We start from the raw sequence: 16,398 nt of genomic DNA on the forward strand, positions 1-16,398 counted from the left end.
TTAAGCCTCACTTTTTGCTATTTCAAAGTCTATTTGCATTCTTGTTTTGTTTGCATTTACAACTTTTGCTTTTAATTTGTCACCAATTTTGAATACTTTTCCAGTGTGTGAACCAATTAAGATACTTCTTTCTTCGTCATAAAGAAAGTAATCATCTAAAGTTGAAATATGAATTAATCCGGATATGTTTTTATCTATGATTTCTACAAATAATCCAAATTTTGTTACTGCAGTAACTACTACATCAAATGTCTCGCCAATATGTTTTGATATATAGTCAATTTTCTTCAAAGCCGTATAATCCCACTCTGCTTCATCTGCTACTCTCTCCCTCTTACTTGAATGTACCGCAATTTTTGATAGTTTATCATTTAGTTTTGTAATTTCCTTTTTAGTTAATTTGCCATTTGTTGATAAAAATTGCTTTATTAATCTATGAACAACTAGATCTGGGTATCTTCTAATAGGAGATGTAAAATGTGTATAAGCATAGGATGCTAAGCCGAAATGTCCAATATTGTTTGCAGAATATACAGCCCTTTTCATAGATCTTACAAGAAGTCTTTCTATACTTCCACGAAGTGGATGGTTTTTAGTTTTTTCTAAAAGTTCTTGTAAAAGTTTTGACGTTATTTTTTTTGGAACTTTAAAGCTAATACCTATTGCAGAAAGATAATTTTTTAATTGAATTATTGTATCTGGATCAGGTTTTTCGTGAATCCTGTATACGAAAGGCAAATCAAAATTATAGAACAATTCTGCAATTGTCTCATTAGCCTTTATCATGAATTCTTCTATAATTACCTCGGCTTCTCCCCTCTCTCTTGGTATAATATCAATTGTGTTCCCCTTTTCATCTAGGATTATTTTTACTTCTCCACCTTCAATATCTAAAATCGCCCCACGTCTTTTTCTTGCATTTCTTAGAACATCTTTTAATTCTTTCATTAAAATAAGTTGGTCATACAAATCACCGATTTTATTAAAGGCTACTTTATCGCCCTTAAATAAAGCATTTACATCGTCATATACTAATCTTCTATGGCTTCTAATTACACCTGGTGCAACTTCAAAATCTACAACGTTTCCTTCTCTATCTATTTCCATAACAAGTGACATAACTAACCTATCTTCACCTTGTACTAGACTACAGATACCATGAGATAACTTAAAAGGAAGCATTGGAAGAACTCTATCTATTAAATAAACACTCGTTCCTCTTTTAAATGCTTCTTTATCTAATTCACTTCCTTCTTTTACATAATGAGAAACATCGGCAATATGTACACCAAGTAAATAATTATCATTTTTTAATTTTTTAACACTAACTGCATCGTCAAAATCTTTGGCATCAGGTCCATCAATAGTAACTACAATTTCATTTCTAAAATCTTTTCTATTTCTAAGGTCTTTTTCTAAAATCCTATCTGGAATTTTAGATGCTTCTTTTAATACCTTATCTGGAAATTCAAGTGGAAGATCATGTTTAACAACTACAGTAGGAAAATCAGTTGCCGGATCATCGGCATATCCCAAGACTTCTATAATTTTGGCTACAGGATTTTTAGTTGGCGTTGGATACTTAATTATCTTTCCAACAACTTTTTCCCCTGGTTTTGCATTATTGAAAAATTCAATGGGAACGTAAAAATCATATTGGATTTTAGGATCATCTGGTATTATAAAAGCAGCCCTGCCAATAGGCTGAAAGGTTCCAACAACTTTTTTTAAGCCATGATCTAAAATTTTTACAACTCTTCCTTCTGGTATGTCGTACCATTTTCCTGTAATTTCTACAACAACCTTATCTTTATGAATGGCTCTTCCTGCCTTTTCAGCTGGAACTGCAATTTCTTCTCCGTTTTCAGTCCAAACAAAAGCCATAGTCCCATTTCTTGTAAACTCAATTGTTCCAACAATCATGTTCTTTCCTATAACTTTGTATCTTCCTTTTGAATCTTTATATATTTTTCCTTCATTTTGTAATTCTTTAAGTAATTTTCTAACAATTTTCTTTTCATCTTTATTTTTAATTTTCAAGGCATTATAAATTTCTTTTTGTATCATTGGTTTATAACTACTTGAATTAAAAAAACTTTCTAATTTCTTTTTGTTAATCATTAAATCACTCCTTTACCTTTCTTAAGATTGAAACATAGAATGGTGTTAATGTTTCGTCAGGATAAAATAATGCACCGTACCCATCCCAAATATATTTTATATTAAATTTTTCTAATTTTTCTCTTATATCAACAAATTCTGCATAACGTGAAAATTCTTTAACTACTTGTGTGTTTTCTTCGTAAGTAACAGTACAAGTTGAATATATCAAAAGGCCAAATTTATTTAGATACTTCCAAAGGTTTGAAACAATCTTTTTTTGTAATTTTGAAAGTTCCAAAATATTATTTTTAGATTGACGTCTCAATACTTCCGGATTTCTTCTACCTGTTCCAAGACTTGTACACGGGGCATCAACAAAAATTTTGTCGAATAAATTATCTAACTTTAAATTCGAAGCATCTTCGCACATTATTCTTTTAGGAGAAAGTCCTAATCTTTCAAATTGCTCCTCAAGAATACTAATTTTAGACTTTTCATAATCATTTACGTATAAATTAACATCGCTAATTTCTAAAATATGCGTTGCTTTTCCACCAGGTGCAGCACAAGCATCAAGAACATTTTCTTTACTTTCATAATTAACCAATAAAGGAATAATTTGCGAAGATTCACTTTGAAATATTATGTATCCATTTTTATATTCTTCTAATTCCCAAGGATTAGTTTCCAATCTTTCAAAAATAATACCTACAGGTGAATGAGGAGCAAATGTTATATTTTCTAATACTAAATCCTTCCTATTTATTTTTCTCATATTTACCCTTGCTGTAGTTTTTAATGGTTTTTGATTGTATTCTAACATTTCTAAAAGATAATCATTTGGAAGAAATGTTTTCCAGTATTCAATCAACCATTTTGGATGTGAATATTTAAGATGTAATTCTTTAGGTTCAATATACCCAATTTTTGCAATTTTTCTCAAAACAGCATTTACCAATCCTCTAAACGATTTTTTCTCAACCAATTCCACACAGTTATTAACTACAGAATAAGAGGGCTTGTTGGTAAAGATGAGTTGATATGCTCCAATCCTTAAAATGGTTCTTATAGAAGGTGGAATATCACGCTTTTTTAAGTATGAATCAATTATCCAGTCAAGATATTCTTGTTTTCTCAAAACTCCAAAAATTAAATTCTTAAAAAAAGCTTTCTCCTCCACATAGGAGAAAGCCTGATAGAATTCTGATGAAAATATTCCCCTTCTAAATTTTTTCCTCAAAAGCCGATACGCGATTATTAGATCATTCAATCTCTATTTCCTCCCAAAAAGCCTGCTATTAAAAGCATCCTAAGTAATTGCAAAAATGCCATCAATGTTCCAGCAACATATGTCATTGCAGCAGCCCCTAAAACTTTTTTAACACCTTCAAGTTCACTTGGTGGCATCATAAGATTTGTACGTAGAATTTTTACTGCACGATTACTTGCATCAAATTCAACCGGAAGTGTTATTAAGGAAAATATCACAGCAAGAGAAAATAATAACACACCGATCCTAATCAAAGCAATGTTCATAAATATAAAACCTGCAATAAATAATATCCAAGATAAATTAGACGCAAAAGATACAACTGGAGCAATTCCAGTACGGATTACCAAAGGCACATAATGTCTAGCATGTTGAATAGCATGTCCAATTTCGTGGGCTACTACTCCAAGAGCAGCAATAGAATTTGAATTATATGTTGCATCAGATAATCTGACAACCTTTGTTCTTGGATCATAATGGTCTGTCAAATGCCCTGGAATTTTCTCAATTTTTACGTTGTATAATCCAGCTGATTCAAGCATGTACTTTGCTAATTGAGCTCCCGTCATATTTAATGATGATGGAATTTTCGAATATCTTGAAAACCTTTCTTGAACGTAGGCTTGTGCTATGAAAGCTAGTAATAACCCCGGTATAAGTATAATGAATGTTGGATCAAAAAAGAACATTTAATCACCTCCAAATAATGATTATGATATAGTATAGCCAATTCCCCTGACCGTTTTAATTATGTCTGAGGATAATTTTTTTCTTAAATAGTTTATATATACCTCAACAGTGTTTTCAGAACCTTCATAGGAAATCCCCCATACTGCATCTAATATTTCCTCTTTTGATACTACCCTTCCAGCATTTTTTACTAGGTAAGCCAACAGATCGAATTCCGTTTTTGAAAGATTGATAGGCTTACCCTTAAATTTAGCCTCCCTCTTTGAGATATTTATTATTAGATCCTTAATTTTAATTTCATCATTCAAAGTTATATTTTTTCTTCTTGCAATAGCTTTTACTCTTGCAAATAATTCTTCAAAGTCAAAAGGTTTTACTACATAATCATCTGCGCCACTCTCAAATCCTTCAAGTTTATTCTTTTTTTCTGACAATGCAGTTAACATTATAATCCCAGCTGATGGATCTAATTTTCTTATTCTTTTTGCTACTTCAGTTCCATCTATATCGGGAAGCATAATGTCTAATACAACAACATCAGGTTTAAACTCTTGATATTCAATTATAGCATCTTCACCATATTCACAAGTTTTTACTGTACATTTTTCATGTTTGAATTCAAGTTCAAGTAACCTTCTTAGCTTATCATCATCTTCAACTACTAAAATTTTCATTTTGTCTCATCACCTCATAAAGTAATATACCAGCACTAACTGAAACATTCAGTGATTCTACACTATTTTTCATAGGAATTGTTATTAAAGCATCGCATTTTTCTTTTACGTTTGGTCTAATTCCAGCGCCTTCATTTCCTAAAACAATAGCTATTGGTTTCCTTAAATCTGTTTTATAATAAACTTTTCCATTAGTATCTGCACCGTATACCCATATTCCCATTTCTTTGATATTTTTTATAAAACGTGCAATATTGATCGTTTTTATTATATTTATTTTAAAAATTGTTCCTACTGAAACTTTAACCACAGTTGGAGTAACTTGAACAGAATTGTTCTTAGGTATTATTATTGCATCTGCACCACTTGCAACAGCTGTCCTTATTATTGCCCCAAAATTATGAGGATCTTGTAATTGGTCCAAAATTACTAAAAATGGTTTTTCTAAACTTTCAATAATACTTTCATCTTTATATTCAAATTCTCCAATATCAACAACAACACCTTGATGCTTTTCCGTATTACTTAACCTTTGCAGAACCTTTTTATTTGCAATTGTAAAAGGTAATTTTCTTTTTTTCACTTCATCAATTAGCTCAGTTAATTCTGCAGAGTTAGTATCTGAAAAGTAGATCATTCTAACTTTAGTATTTGTTTCAAGAATTTCTTTTAGAATATTTCTTCCATACACTTTCATTTTTTTGACTCCTCCCAGTACTTGTTTAGTTCATCAAGTGAAAGATCTTCAAATTTTTTACCATCTTTTTCGATCAATTTTTCCATTTTTTTAAATCTTTTTACAAATTTTTCGGTGGCTTTTCTCAAAGCAACTTCAGGATCAATCTTTAAAAATCTAGATAAATTCACAATTGCAAAGAGTAGATCACCCAACTCATCCTCAGCTTCTTCATCACTTTTTGCATTTTTCAATTCATCTATTTCTTCATAAACTTTTGAATAAACATCTTCAATATTATCCCAGTCAAATCCTACATTGGCAGCATTTTCTTGAATTCTCCTGGAAAGTGATAAGGCGGGCAATGAATAATTTACTTTACCTATTCTTGAAAAATCGTTTTCTCCCTTCTCTTGAGCTTTTATTTTTTCCCACCTTATGTAAGAAAAATCTTGCTCATTACCAAAGACATGCGGATGTCTCCTTATCAACTTGTCTGATATTGTATCGATAACATCATCAATCGAAAATTTTCCTTCTTCATTTGCAATCTGTGCATGAAAGATAACCTGAAGTAATATATCTCCAAGTTCCTCCTTGAGATTATTGTAATTTTTATTTTTTATTTCTTCAATTAACTCATAAGCTTCTTCAATTAGATAAGGTATCAATGAATCATGAGTCTGTTTTTTATCCCAATCACATCCATTAGGACCTCTTAATTGTTTCATTATATTAATTAATTTCTCAAACTTTTCCCCTGTTGTTGCCATAACTACCTCCTAATATATAATATTTCCAGAATTTCTTTATGAATAAAATAGTTGGTATAGCAATTAATATTCCTATAAATCCGAAAAAGTCATTGAATATTAAAAGGCTAATTATTAGTACAAACCAATGAATCTTTAAATTGCTACTTTGAATTTTTGGTGCAAAAAACCAACTTTCAAGCTGATTTACAATTACCAATATTATAATTCCTAAAATTATACCTGTAAATCCCTTTGATGTCCAACCTAACATTAACATCGGTATCGAAACAATTATTACACCAAGAAATGGTATAAAATCAGTTATAAACGATAAAATACCCAAAAAAAGTGCACCTTTTATTCCAAAAACAAAACAAAGAAATCCTACAGATATCCCTACAAATAAAGCAACCAATACTTGACCACTTACAAACCTTTCAAAATCTTTGTAGAAACTCCTAAAAAAGTTATATCCTTTCTCTGGATCATACACAAAAAAACTTTTTAAATTTTTTTTCAAATATGCTTTTAAATTAGAAACAGCAAGTGTTGTAACTATTATAAGTATTCCCATTGTTATGATAGATGGAGTGTAAGAAAATAATTGGTTCAATACATTTAATGCAAAATTTGAAATTTGTTTATTAGAATTATTCAAAAAGTCGAGTATCCAGGAAGGAAGTTGTGGATTCCCATTTATAGAAATTTTTGAAAGTTCAGAAAATATCTTCTTTCCTTCTTCCAATATAACTGGTATAAATGTTATAAACGAATAAAAAATTAAAGATAACATCAAAGTATATGAAATCACTTTAGAAAGATTTTTATTTAACTTCTTTGATAATAATTTTGCAGGAACATCTATAACTATAGAAAAATAAAATCCTATGATAACTGCACCAAATACAAACGGAGAAAACTTTATTAATATCAAAAACAAAATAAAGTATATTAAAATTAAAAATTTATCATTCATTTTTAATCACCGCTTTTTTTCCTTAGTTTATTTATAAAACTGCTAAAAAAAGAATTTTTAGACTCAACTTTTGAAACATGTGTTTCTTTTAATGGTGTTTCCACCAAATGTTTTACAAATAAATTTAGTATAGCATCTTTAGTAGAATAGGATGGATACAGAATTTTACTGATAGCTTCTATCACTACTTTTAATGTAAAATCAAAGCTGTTTAATACATCTCTCTTTAAATAGATAACATTATCTTTAATATAATAAAAACTTTTTGAATCAATCCTTTCCAGCATGTTAGTTGATATTAAAACATTTATATCTTTATCTATTGTAGAAAGAAATTTCTTTAAGCTTTGAAAATTTTCTTTTTCTTTTTCAAAAAGCTTTTTTTCATCTATTATTTCAAAAACAAAATTTTTAGAATATTTTTCAAAATAATTTTGTATAGTATTGATCCTATTTCCAAGAATATCTCTTTCATTTAAAAGTTCTTCTTTTATTTCTTCGGGAATTTCTATAATTTTATACCCAGAATTTCTTGCATTTTCTAGCAAATGATTATAATGAATTATTTCTTTTTTAGTAATAAATAGGTAGTTATTTAGAGCATTTAATAATTTTAAAGCATGAATTTGAACATCTTTCCATCTGATTTCATCATGTATATTTTCAGAATTAATAATTTCGTTTGCAAGTTTCATAGCAATTTCAGTATTTTCACAAAGTAAAAGTATATTTTTTAGCTTGTATACAAACGCAGTTTTTTTAAATGGCAAGTCAAGATTCTCTAGTTTCTTTATCATATTTTTTGTTGGATTTTTTATATTATAACTATAAAGCAAGTTATCTTCCTCTGCAACTAAAATTCCTTTTACATAAATTTTTGATTTATCATTTTTTTCTATTACTTCACCTTCAAAGTTAGATTCAATAACTTTTTCATTTGAAAGATCTTTAATAAAATATTTAAGCTTTTCAAGAAATTTTTCATCTAAATCATTAAAAATAATTTTGCCTGACTCAATAACAGCAGGGGATTTATTAATATCAATTTTTTCTCCGTTGCTGTCAAGAATACTTACTCTACTTTTGGAATTTAAAATATTTACAGGAATATTTGAAGATGAAATAACTAATTTATTATTTTCAATAGTTATTTCATAATCTTCAAGCTTAGTAAAAACTTTTATTAAAGATTTAAATAATTCAGAAGCTATCATTTCTTTAAAATCAAACATTTAATCCCCCCTAGAACATAAAAATTATATCATAAAAAGTATGGTATAATTATTATGGGAGGTGAATTTATGAAAATCAAAAAATTATTAGTTATATTTGTTTTAGTTTTATCGTTGATTGCCATTTCACAAACATATATTAACATTGGAACTATTGAAAGGAACAATGAAAAGTTTTTTGTTTATGAACTTTCACCAGAATTTTCAATTGGACCAGTCACTATCGGAATAGGTTTTACCAGTTACTCTACTGATGTTGTTTATGGAGAAATGTATTATGGTATTCCTAGCTCCACGCCAAGTACAAACATTTTGAATGCATTTGTCATAAATACCTTTGCATTAAATACTGATTTATTTGAATTTAGGTACGGGAAAGTAAAACCTGTTACTTTGGCTATGGGTTTCAATGTAAGAAAGTATGTTAATCCTAACACCAGAGCATTTGACATAACATTGAAATTTTCTGATCTTTCATTATATACACATTTGCCATATGAAATATCAAAATACATTCCATTTGAATTTTCAAGATCAGATAGTATATATATTGCAAGTTTAGGTTATAACTTAAGTTCTCTATTAAAAATTGAATCTTACCTGATTGCAGATGTTGATGCAACTGTAAGTTATACTGAAGATTCTTCAACACCAGTAAAATACGGTGGAGGAATTGCTGCTTACATTCCTATTTTAAATTCAATTAAAATGGGTGGAGAAGTAGCTGCTCAATCAGATGAAAGTTTTCAAAAAATTTCAAAAGGACTCTTTGCTGGAGTATTTGCAGATTTGGGATTAATAAATCCAATGGGAGGAATATATTACACAATGGATGGTTATATCCCATTTTTGTTTAATAAAAAATATTCATCGCTTAAGTTTGATAGTAATTTACCAAGTATGTCATCAACAGACAGTGTTTTAGGATATTTTGCAGGTGCAGATATTGATTTTGAACCTTACATAACTGGAGAATTTTATGTTTATGGATTACTAGAAAACAGTACTCCAGTTGCGGAAGGAAATATAAAAGTTATTCTTCCAGAGTTAGGTAACTTCTCTGGACTTATCATTGACGGAACATATTTTGATGATTCACCATTTGAAGGTGGAAAATTATTAGATGAAAATACAGAAGCAATTTTAAGACTTTCTTACCCATTAATTGGAAATAATTTTGTTGCAGGAATTCAATATAAATGGGAAAGTGATGAGTGGTTTAAGAGTATATTTATAAGTAGCGTAAGTAGCTTTTAAATTAAAATTTAATAATAAAGCTCAATTAATTAGCCCCATTCCTAAATCTGCTAGAATGGGGCTTTTTTAATTTATATCTCCAAAATATAAATTTCGTAAATCAGTTGTCAATTAAGTTCTAAATATGATAAAGTTATTACACTAAATATTTTTATAAAATATTTTTCCAGGCAAATATGTTCCTTTAAATCTTTTTACACAGTTTTTAGCAACTTAAAAAAATTTATTTTTTACTTAATAGCCCCTGACCAATGTAAAAATAAGTTAAATTAGAATATAAAATAAGGGCTACACCTGCTAAAAATATTTTGCACCAAAAATAATCTCTAACAAGGAGGCGAAGCACCTGAAAAATATTTATCTCAATAGTGAAATTAGAAGAAAGAAAAAGAGACTTCATCTATTATATGAAGCAAAAGTGTTATTAGATTTTGAGATAGGAAATAATAAATAGAACATGCAGAAATTATGTTAGAAGATATAGAAGGTTCAATATTGTTAGCAGATAGAGGATACTGGCAATGGGAGTTTATTGAAAAAATGAAAGAAAAGATGAAGTTATATGTAAGACCTAGTGGAAGAAAAGGGAAAGAATTTATGGAAAGAGAAATAAATAGGTTGATATAAAGCAAAAGATGGGAAATAGAATGGTATATAGAAAGGCTGAAGCAGAGTATAAAGATGAGAGGAATGAATGAAAGGAAGCTAAAGGCGCAGATTACATATATGTTACAAGGGCAGCAGTTAACGATGTTAACAGACACACTTTCTACTCATCCTAAAATGATTAGATTGATTGACAAAAAATTTTTACATTGGCTAGGGTATATTTTATTTTAGTTCGTCCAAACAAAAAGAAAACTAAATTATTGAAATTTACCCTCAAAACCTATTTTAATTCTTAAATATGTTAAAATAAAATAAATGAAATGGGAGAAAAATTTAGGATGTGAAAATTATGTTAGAAAAAATTATTAAAGAATTGGAAAATAATTCTAACGAAAAGAAGGCCAAAGCTAGTTATAAATTCTTAAAAGCTTTTCCTGGTGGGTATGGTGAAGGTGATGAATTTTTAGGTTTAACCGTACCTATACAAAGAAAAATAGCAAAAAAATATAAAAATTTACCTTTAGAAGATGTAGAAAAGCTTTTGCAATCAAAATTTCATGAACACAGATTAACTGCATTATTTATTTTAATCCTTAATTATAAAAATAAAAAAGAAGAAGTGATAAATATATATTTAAGAAATTTAGATAGAGTAAATAATTGGGACTTAGTTGATTCTTCTGCTCCATATTTATTAGGACCTTACTTAGAAAATAAAGATAAAAGTATACTATATGAGCTTGCAAAATCAGATAATTTATGGAAACAAAGAGTTGCAATTATAACAACATTTTATTTTATCAAAAAAAACGATTTTAAAGATGCTTTAAAAATAAGCGAATTGCTATTAAATCATAAACATGACTTAATCCACAAAGCTGTTGGATGGATGTTACGAGAAATCGGAAAGAGAGATAAAAAAGTTGAAGAAGAATTTTTAAAAAAATACTATAAAAAAATGCCAAGAACAATGCTAAGATACGCAATTGAAAAATTTCCTGAAGAAGAAAGACAAAAAATTCTTAAAGGAATATGGTGAATTTTGTATTTCAAAAAATATCCTTATAGACAAACAAAATAAAAGCCCCTTTATCGGGGCATTTTTTTGCTTGAATACTTAATTTTTAATCGAACCGGAAACCGTTGGATTTACTAAAAAAATCTGGTGGCGAGGGACGGAATCGAACCGTCGACACGTGGATTTTCAGTCCACTGCTCTACCAACTGAGCTACCTCGCCACCTTTAAGAACTTATGGTGGGTGCGGCAGGACTTGAACCTACGACCTCCTGCTTGTAAGGCAGGCGCTCTCCCTCTGAGCTACGCACCCTTATATTCTGGCGCCCCCAACGGGATTCGAACCCGTGCCTCTGGCTTGAAAGGCCAGTGTCCTAGACCGCTAGACGATGGGGGCTTATTAATCCAAAACTTCCTGCTTATTTTCTTTTCAATTTCGTGAGCAACCGATAATTATCATATCAAAAAACACTCCTATTGTCAAGCAGAATTTTTGTAACTTTTCTCTGACAAGTAAAAAAATATGTTGTTAATATAAAAAATATCTCTTTATCATATTTATAGAATTTATGGTAAAATAAATATGACATATTTTTTCAGAGGTGATTAAATGGCAAAAGGTACTGATATAATTGTAGCAATAATGATTGCTGCTATTGTTTTATTAATGATTCTACCTATCCCAGGTTTTTTATTAGACTTTTTTCAACTTTTAAATCTTTCACTTTCACTAATAATCCTTTTTTCAACAATGTATATTAGAAAAGCACTCGAACTTTCTTCATTCCCTACAATATTGTTAGTCATAACATTATTCAGACTTGGATTAAATGTAGCTTCTACAAGATTAATATTACTTCAAGGCCCAAAATTTTCTGGTAAAGTTATCAGAGCTTTTGGTGACTTTGTCGTTGGTGGTAATTATGTTGTTGGTCTTGTAGTATTTTTAATACTTGTTATAATTCAATTTATAGTAATTACCAGAGGTTCAGAAAGAATTGCAGAAGTTGCAGCAAGGTTTACGCTTGATGCAATGCCTGGAAAACAAATGAGTGTTGATGCAGATTTAAATGCAGGTTTAATTACAGAAGATGAAGCAAGAAAAAGGCGTGAAGAAATAAGGAGAGAAGCCGATTTCTATGGAGCAATGGACGGTGCTTCAAAATTTGTTAGAGGTGATGCAATAGCTAGTATAATAATAGTTCTTGTAAATATAATTGGTGGATTAATTATAGGAATATTGACCCACAAAATGACTGTATCTGAAGCTGCTCAAACATTTACTTTATTTACTGTAGGTGATGGCCTTGTAACTCAAATCCCGGCATTAATGGTTTCTACCGCAACTGGTATATTAGTATCGAGGGCAGCTTCAGAAGATAATCTTGGAAACGAATTAGTAAGAGAATTAAGCGGCGAAAAAAAGGTAATAATCCTAACAGGATTTATCCTTATATTCCTTGGGATCTTTACTCCTATTCCTTTTTCTGCTGCAATTTTAGGAACATTATTCATGATAACAGGTTTCTTAATTAAAAGCACCACAGAACCACAACTTGAAAGCATTGGTGGTAGTGCTGAAATTCCCACAGCTCAAACACCAAGCGGTCCTATTTTAACTACTCCACAGGAAGTATCAGAAATTTTGCAAACTGATACTGTTGAAGTTGAAATTGGATATGGTCTTATACCTCTTGCTGATACATCTCAAGGTGGAGATTTATTAGAAAGGGTAACAATGGTAAGAAAACAAATTGCATATGAATTAGGATTAGTAATATCACCAATAAGGGTACGTGACAGTGTCTTACTAAAATCAAATGAATATGCTATATTTATCAGAGGAGCACAAGTTGCAAAATACGAACTCATGCCTAATAGATTACTTGCAATCAATCCAGGAACTGTTACTGAAAAAATACCAGGAATCGAAACAAAAGAGCCAGCTTTTGGGCTCCAAGCATTTTGGATTGATGAAAGTAAAAAAGAAGAAGCTAGTAGATTAGGGTATACCGTTGTTGATCCTCCAACAGTTTTTGCAACACATTTAACAGAAGTATTAAAAAGAAATGCTCATGAACTACTAGGTACCAGAGAATTTGAACTACTTGTTGAAGGCTTAAGAAGTAAATTTGAAAAACTTGTAGATGATCTGTTTAATGTATTAAAACCATCTGATGTAAAAAAAGTTCTTCAGAGATTACTAAAAGAAGGTATTCCTATTAGAAATCTTTCTTTAATATTTGAAACTCTATTAGAATATGGTGAACAAACAAAAGATGTAATTTATTTGACAGAAAAAGTAAGAAAGGCCATGAAAAGACAAATTATTACTCCTTTAATATCACCAGATGGAATTTTACATGCAGTGGCTATTGATAACGAACTTGAAAAAAATTTGGTAAATCTTGTAAGAGAAAATGATACTGAAAGATATCTTGACCTAAACCCAGAAATTATGAGAGAATTAATTGAGTCAATTTCTAACTCTCTAGAAAATATTATGAAAAAAGGATATAATCCTGTTTTAATTTGTTCATCCTCATTAAGACCACTTATATCAGATTTACTTTTAAAATTTATTCCTGGAGTTTATGTAATATCATATGATGAAATCCCAGAAAATGTTTCCATGCAAATCGAAGGAGTGGTTAGATTATGATAGTTAAAAAATATGTTGTAAAAGATATAAAAGAAGCACTCGAGAAAATTAAAATTGAACTTGGGAAAGATGCAGTAATATTGGGAACAAGAAAAATTAAAAAAGGTGGTTTTTTAGGTATAGGGGCTAAAACCTTCTTAGAAGTTACTGCTGCTGTTGAAGAAAAAGAAGTTGAAAAACAAAAACAAAATGAAAACAAACAAATATATCAGTTACAAGAACTATTATCAAAAAATTCTAAAACTACAACTTCTAGTTCTGAATTATCCGAAATAAAAAAAATGATGTATGAACTAAAAACAATGGTCTCTAGTCAAAAGTCTGATAATGAGCCTGAATGGAGCAAAGATTTAAGAAAATCTTTATCATTTCATGATGTTAATTTCGAAATTATTGAAAAAATTATCGAATACATAAAAATAAAATATGGGAGTATAGACTTCAATGACGAAAATAGTAGGTTTGTACTATCCGAAGTTTTTTTGCCATTTATAAAAACTGAAGTTCCAGATTTAACTGGAAAGGTAATGTTTGTTGGTCCAACGGGTGTTGGAAAAACTACAACACTTGCAAAGCTTGCTGCAAAAATGTCAATTAATAACCACAAAAAGGTTGGAATACTTACTCTAGACACATACAGAATTGCCGCAACTGAACAATTAAAAACTTATGCAACACTGATGGATATTCCAATGAGAGTAGCATATACTCCAAAAGAAGCAAAAATTGAACTTGAAGCAATGGCTGATTTTGACCTTGTTTTTATAGATACAGCAGGAAGAAGCCAAAAAAATGATCTACAAATGAATGAAATTAAAGCAATGTCAGAAATTATAAACCCAGACTTTATTTTTTTAGTTGTAGGAATGCAGTATAGAAGTAATGACGTAGAGTTAATTACCAAAAAATTTTCATCAGTTTCTCCAACACATGTAATCTTAACAAAAATGGACGAAACATCTTCTTTAGGACATTTCTTAAATATAGGTCATTATATAAATAGTCCTATAATCTTTGTTACAAACGGCCAAAGGGTTCCTGATGATATTATGGAAGCAAACAACAAAGAACTCTCTATAATCTTGTCCAGAGAGGTGCTAAATTATGTTAAATCAAGCAAGCAATTTGATTAACCTTGAAAATGTTGTTTTAATTGGTAGTGGAAAAGGCGGAGTTGGAAAAACATTAATTACAGTAAACCTAGCTATTGTTTTAAAACAGTTAGGATATAAGGTACTAATATTTGATTTAGACGTTGGTTTTACAAATTCTGATGTTCTTTTAAATGTTCACCCACAATATTCTATAAATGATCTATTACTAAATAAATGCGAAAGGGAAGATGTAATCTGTTCAACTGAATATGGTGTAGACCTTGTAAGTGTAGGAAGCGATATTGAGTCAATTTTTAACTTTAATCCAGAAAATATTAAAAACTTTTACATAAAATTTGTACAAATTGCAAAAGATTATGATTTTACACTCATAGATCTTCCTCCTGGCTATAATAACAACTATGCTCCGTTTTTTAATAGTGCTACACACACTATTACAATCACCACTACACATCCTACTTCTCTTGTTAACTCATATACTTTTGTTAAAATTTTAATACACAAAGGTGTCCCATCTTCTAACATACACTTAGTTGGAAATAACGTTGAAAATTATAACGAATCTCTTGAAAATCTAAAACGTTTTTCATCGGTCTTAGAAAAGTTTACGGGAGAAAAAATGGGCTCACTAACAATTATCAAAAGACATAATCTTGTAGAAAAAAGTGTTTTTAATAGAAAACCTTTTGTCATCGATCACCCTAAAATACAACCAACTTTTGCCTTATACAGAATTGCATCTATTTTAACAAAAAAAGATATTTCATACAAAGAAAACATATTAGACAAAATTCTCTCATTTTTTAGGAGTGAACATGAATGACTATTATTGAATTTATAAATAAAAACTTAAGTGGTATATATTTATTAGCAAAGGATCATAATAAAAATGATTATCAAGTAAGACTAATTAATATACAAAAAACTGGAGTTGTTGAAATAGAAAGCAACGAACAGTTTAACATTGGAAAAACATTGCAATTAAATATTCCAGTAAAAGAAGCTCTACTACTTTTCGTTGGTGAGGTATTTGATATTAAAGAAAAGAGACATTTTTTAAAAACTCATGAAAAAGTTGGAATAATTCAAAGGCGCAAAGAAAAAAGATATCCATACTTTAAAAGAGCTACTTTCTCTAATAATAAAATACTTATAATCGATGTCTCAAAATCTGGAATGCAAATTTTTTCAGAGAAAGAAATGGAATTAAAATCAAGTTATGAAATAGCAATAGATGATAAAAAAATTAATATTATTCCTATGTGGAGAATCTATGAAGAAGAAATATATAGAATTGGATGTAAAGTTTCCAATGAATCTTTAAATTTATGGAATAACATACTAAATATTTAGAAAGGGTGCA

15 protein-coding genes and 3 tRNA genes are annotated in these 16,398 nt (G+C 29.4%); 7 read left to right on the forward strand and 11 right to left on the reverse strand.

What is annotated here, in order from left to right:
• Genes rnr through OB7_RS02835 form a run of 8 tightly spaced genes read right to left on the reverse strand, consistent with a single transcriptional unit; the run spans position 1 to position 8,376 of the window.
• The gene (rnr, locus tag OB7_RS02800) at positions 1–2,121 is read right to left on the reverse strand and encodes a ribonuclease R (protein ID WP_012580398.1); all 2,121 of its coding nucleotides are present in this window, start codon (positions 2,119–2,121) and stop codon (positions 1–3) included.
• A gap of 4 nt (positions 2,122–2,125) precedes the next feature.
• Complete coding sequence (locus OB7_RS02805) at positions 2,126–3,373, reverse strand: 16S rRNA (cytosine(967)-C(5))-methyltransferase (RefSeq protein ID WP_114702486.1); 1,248 nt, start codon at positions 3,371–3,373, stop codon at positions 2,126–2,128.
• Positions 3,370–4,062 carry a zinc metallopeptidase gene (locus OB7_RS02810; RefSeq protein WP_114702487.1) on the reverse strand — a complete coding sequence of 231 codons (693 nt, stop codon included), beginning with the start codon at positions 4,060–4,062 and terminating at the stop codon, positions 3,370–3,372. Before OB7_RS02810 ends, OB7_RS02805 begins: the two co-directional genes overlap by 4 nt.
• A 21-nt stretch (positions 4,063–4,083) precedes the next feature.
• Positions 4,084–4,737, reverse strand: coding sequence for a response regulator transcription factor (locus tag OB7_RS02815; RefSeq protein ID WP_114702488.1), 654 nt, complete (start codon positions 4,735–4,737; stop codon positions 4,084–4,086).
• Positions 4,718–5,434: a 23S rRNA (guanosine(2251)-2'-O)-methyltransferase RlmB gene (rlmB, locus tag OB7_RS02820; protein ID WP_114702489.1), complete on the reverse strand. Its 717-nt coding sequence runs from the start codon at positions 5,432–5,434 to the stop codon at positions 4,718–4,720. Before rlmB ends, OB7_RS02815 begins: the two co-directional genes overlap by 20 nt.
• Positions 5,431–6,186: a nucleoside triphosphate pyrophosphohydrolase gene (gene mazG, locus OB7_RS02825; RefSeq protein WP_114702490.1), complete on the reverse strand. Its 756-nt coding sequence runs from the start codon at positions 6,184–6,186 to the stop codon at positions 5,431–5,433. The genes rlmB and mazG overlap by 4 nt, the downstream gene beginning before the upstream one ends.
• Positions 6,161–7,144 carry an AI-2E family transporter gene (locus tag OB7_RS02830; RefSeq protein ID WP_114702491.1) on the reverse strand — a complete coding sequence of 328 codons (984 nt, stop codon included), beginning with the start codon at positions 7,142–7,144 and terminating at the stop codon, positions 6,161–6,163. Before OB7_RS02830 ends, mazG begins: the two co-directional genes overlap by 26 nt.
• 2 nt (positions 7,145–7,146) lie before the next feature.
• Positions 7,147–8,376, reverse strand: coding sequence for a hypothetical protein (locus tag OB7_RS02835; protein ID WP_114702492.1), 1,230 nt, complete (start codon positions 8,374–8,376; stop codon positions 7,147–7,149).
• 69 nt (positions 8,377–8,445) lie between these two features.
• Here OB7_RS02835 and OB7_RS02840 point away from each other — a divergent pair, with 69 nt between their 5' ends.
• The 3 genes from OB7_RS02840 to OB7_RS02850 all read left to right on the forward strand — a co-directional run bounded on the left by OB7_RS02840 (position 8,446) and on the right by OB7_RS02850 (position 11,281).
• The gene (locus OB7_RS02840) at positions 8,446–9,633 is read left to right on the forward strand and encodes a hypothetical protein (RefSeq protein ID WP_114702493.1); all 1,188 of its coding nucleotides are present in this window, start codon (positions 8,446–8,448) and stop codon (positions 9,631–9,633) included.
• Positions 9,634–10,128: 495 nt separating this feature from the next.
• Entirely contained in the window at positions 10,129–10,260 is a 132-nt protein-coding gene (locus OB7_RS10150) for a hypothetical protein (RefSeq protein WP_258167427.1), read from the forward strand.
• A gap of 331 nt (positions 10,261–10,591) precedes the next feature.
• A complete protein-coding gene (locus OB7_RS02850) occupies positions 10,592–11,281 on the forward strand; it encodes a DNA alkylation repair protein (protein ID WP_114702494.1) in 690 nt (229 codons plus the stop codon).
• 124 nt (positions 11,282–11,405) lie between these two features.
• Here OB7_RS02850 and OB7_RS02855 read toward each other — a convergent pair.
• The 3 genes from OB7_RS02855 to OB7_RS02865 form a co-directional block, all read right to left on the reverse strand.
• A tRNA-Phe gene (locus OB7_RS02855) sits at positions 11,406–11,481 on the reverse strand.
• A gap of 15 nt (positions 11,482–11,496) precedes the next feature.
• Positions 11,497–11,571: transfer RNA gene (locus tag OB7_RS02860), tRNA-Val, on the reverse strand.
• Positions 11,572–11,579: 8 nt separating this feature from the next.
• Positions 11,580–11,655 (reverse strand) — tRNA-Glu (locus tag OB7_RS02865).
• Positions 11,656–11,868: 213 nt separating this feature from the next.
• Between OB7_RS02865 and flhA the strand changes: the two genes are divergently transcribed.
• Genes flhA through OB7_RS02885 form a run of 4 tightly spaced genes read left to right on the forward strand, consistent with a single transcriptional unit; the run spans position 11,869 to position 16,388 of the window.
• Entirely contained in the window at positions 11,869–13,920 is a 2,052-nt protein-coding gene (gene flhA / locus OB7_RS02870; protein ID WP_004102657.1) for a flagellar biosynthesis protein FlhA, read from the forward strand.
• Positions 13,917–15,053 (forward strand): flagellar biosynthesis GTPase FlhF, encoded by a 1,137-nt coding sequence (gene flhF / locus OB7_RS02875; protein ID WP_012580390.1) that lies wholly within the window; start codon positions 13,917–13,919, stop codon positions 15,051–15,053. The genes flhA and flhF overlap by 4 nt, the downstream gene beginning before the upstream one ends.
• A complete protein-coding gene (locus OB7_RS02880) occupies positions 15,025–15,858 on the forward strand; it encodes a P-loop NTPase (RefSeq protein WP_004102656.1) in 834 nt (277 codons plus the stop codon). The genes flhF and OB7_RS02880 overlap by 29 nt, the downstream gene beginning before the upstream one ends.
• A complete protein-coding gene (locus tag OB7_RS02885) occupies positions 15,855–16,388 on the forward strand; it encodes a PilZ domain-containing protein (RefSeq protein ID WP_004102654.1) in 534 nt (177 codons plus the stop codon). Before OB7_RS02880 ends, OB7_RS02885 begins: the two co-directional genes overlap by 4 nt.
• Positions 16,389–16,398: the final 10 nt, after the last annotated feature.

Source organism: Thermosipho africanus Ob7 (assembly GCF_003351105.1).
Taxonomy (GTDB): domain Bacteria; phylum Thermotogota; class Thermotogae; order Thermotogales; family Fervidobacteriaceae; genus Thermosipho; species Thermosipho africanus.

What these genes read in the sequence shown, in the direction of transcription:
- OB7_RS02850 (WP_114702494.1), top strand. Translation starts at nt 10,592, where the DNA reads ATGTTAGAAAAAATTATTAAAGAATTGGAAAATAATTCTAACGAAAAG.
- OB7_RS02880 (WP_004102656.1), top strand. Translation starts at nt 15,025, where the DNA reads ATGTTAAATCAAGCAAGCAATTTGATTAACCTTGAAAATGTTGTTTTA.
- flhF (WP_012580390.1), top strand. Translation starts at nt 13,917, where the DNA reads ATGATAGTTAAAAAATATGTTGTAAAAGATATAAAAGAAGCACTCGAG.
- OB7_RS02810 (WP_114702487.1), bottom strand. Translation starts at nt 4,062, where the DNA reads ATGTTCTTTTTTGATCCAACATTCATTATACTTATACCGGGGTTATTA.
- OB7_RS02815 (WP_114702488.1), bottom strand. Translation starts at nt 4,737, where the DNA reads ATGAAAATTTTAGTAGTTGAAGATGATGATAAGCTAAGAAGGTTACTT.
- OB7_RS02830 (WP_114702491.1), bottom strand. Translation starts at nt 7,144, where the DNA reads ATGAATGATAAATTTTTAATTTTAATATACTTTATTTTGTTTTTGATA.
- rlmB (WP_114702489.1), bottom strand. Translation starts at nt 5,434, where the DNA reads ATGAAAGTGTATGGAAGAAATATTCTAAAAGAAATTCTTGAAACAAAT.
- mazG (WP_114702490.1), bottom strand. Translation starts at nt 6,186, where the DNA reads ATGGCAACAACAGGGGAAAAGTTTGAGAAATTAATTAATATAATGAAA.
- flhA (WP_004102657.1), top strand. Translation starts at nt 11,869, where the DNA reads ATGGCAAAAGGTACTGATATAATTGTAGCAATAATGATTGCTGCTATT.
- rnr (WP_012580398.1), bottom strand. Translation starts at nt 2,121, where the DNA reads ATGATTAACAAAAAGAAATTAGAAAGTTTTTTTAATTCAAGTAGTTAT.
- OB7_RS02835 (WP_114702492.1), bottom strand. Translation starts at nt 8,376, where the DNA reads ATGTTTGATTTTAAAGAAATGATAGCTTCTGAATTATTTAAATCTTTA.
- OB7_RS02885 (WP_004102654.1), top strand. Translation starts at nt 15,855, where the DNA reads ATGACTATTATTGAATTTATAAATAAAAACTTAAGTGGTATATATTTA.
- OB7_RS02840 (WP_114702493.1), top strand. Translation starts at nt 8,446, where the DNA reads ATGAAAATCAAAAAATTATTAGTTATATTTGTTTTAGTTTTATCGTTG.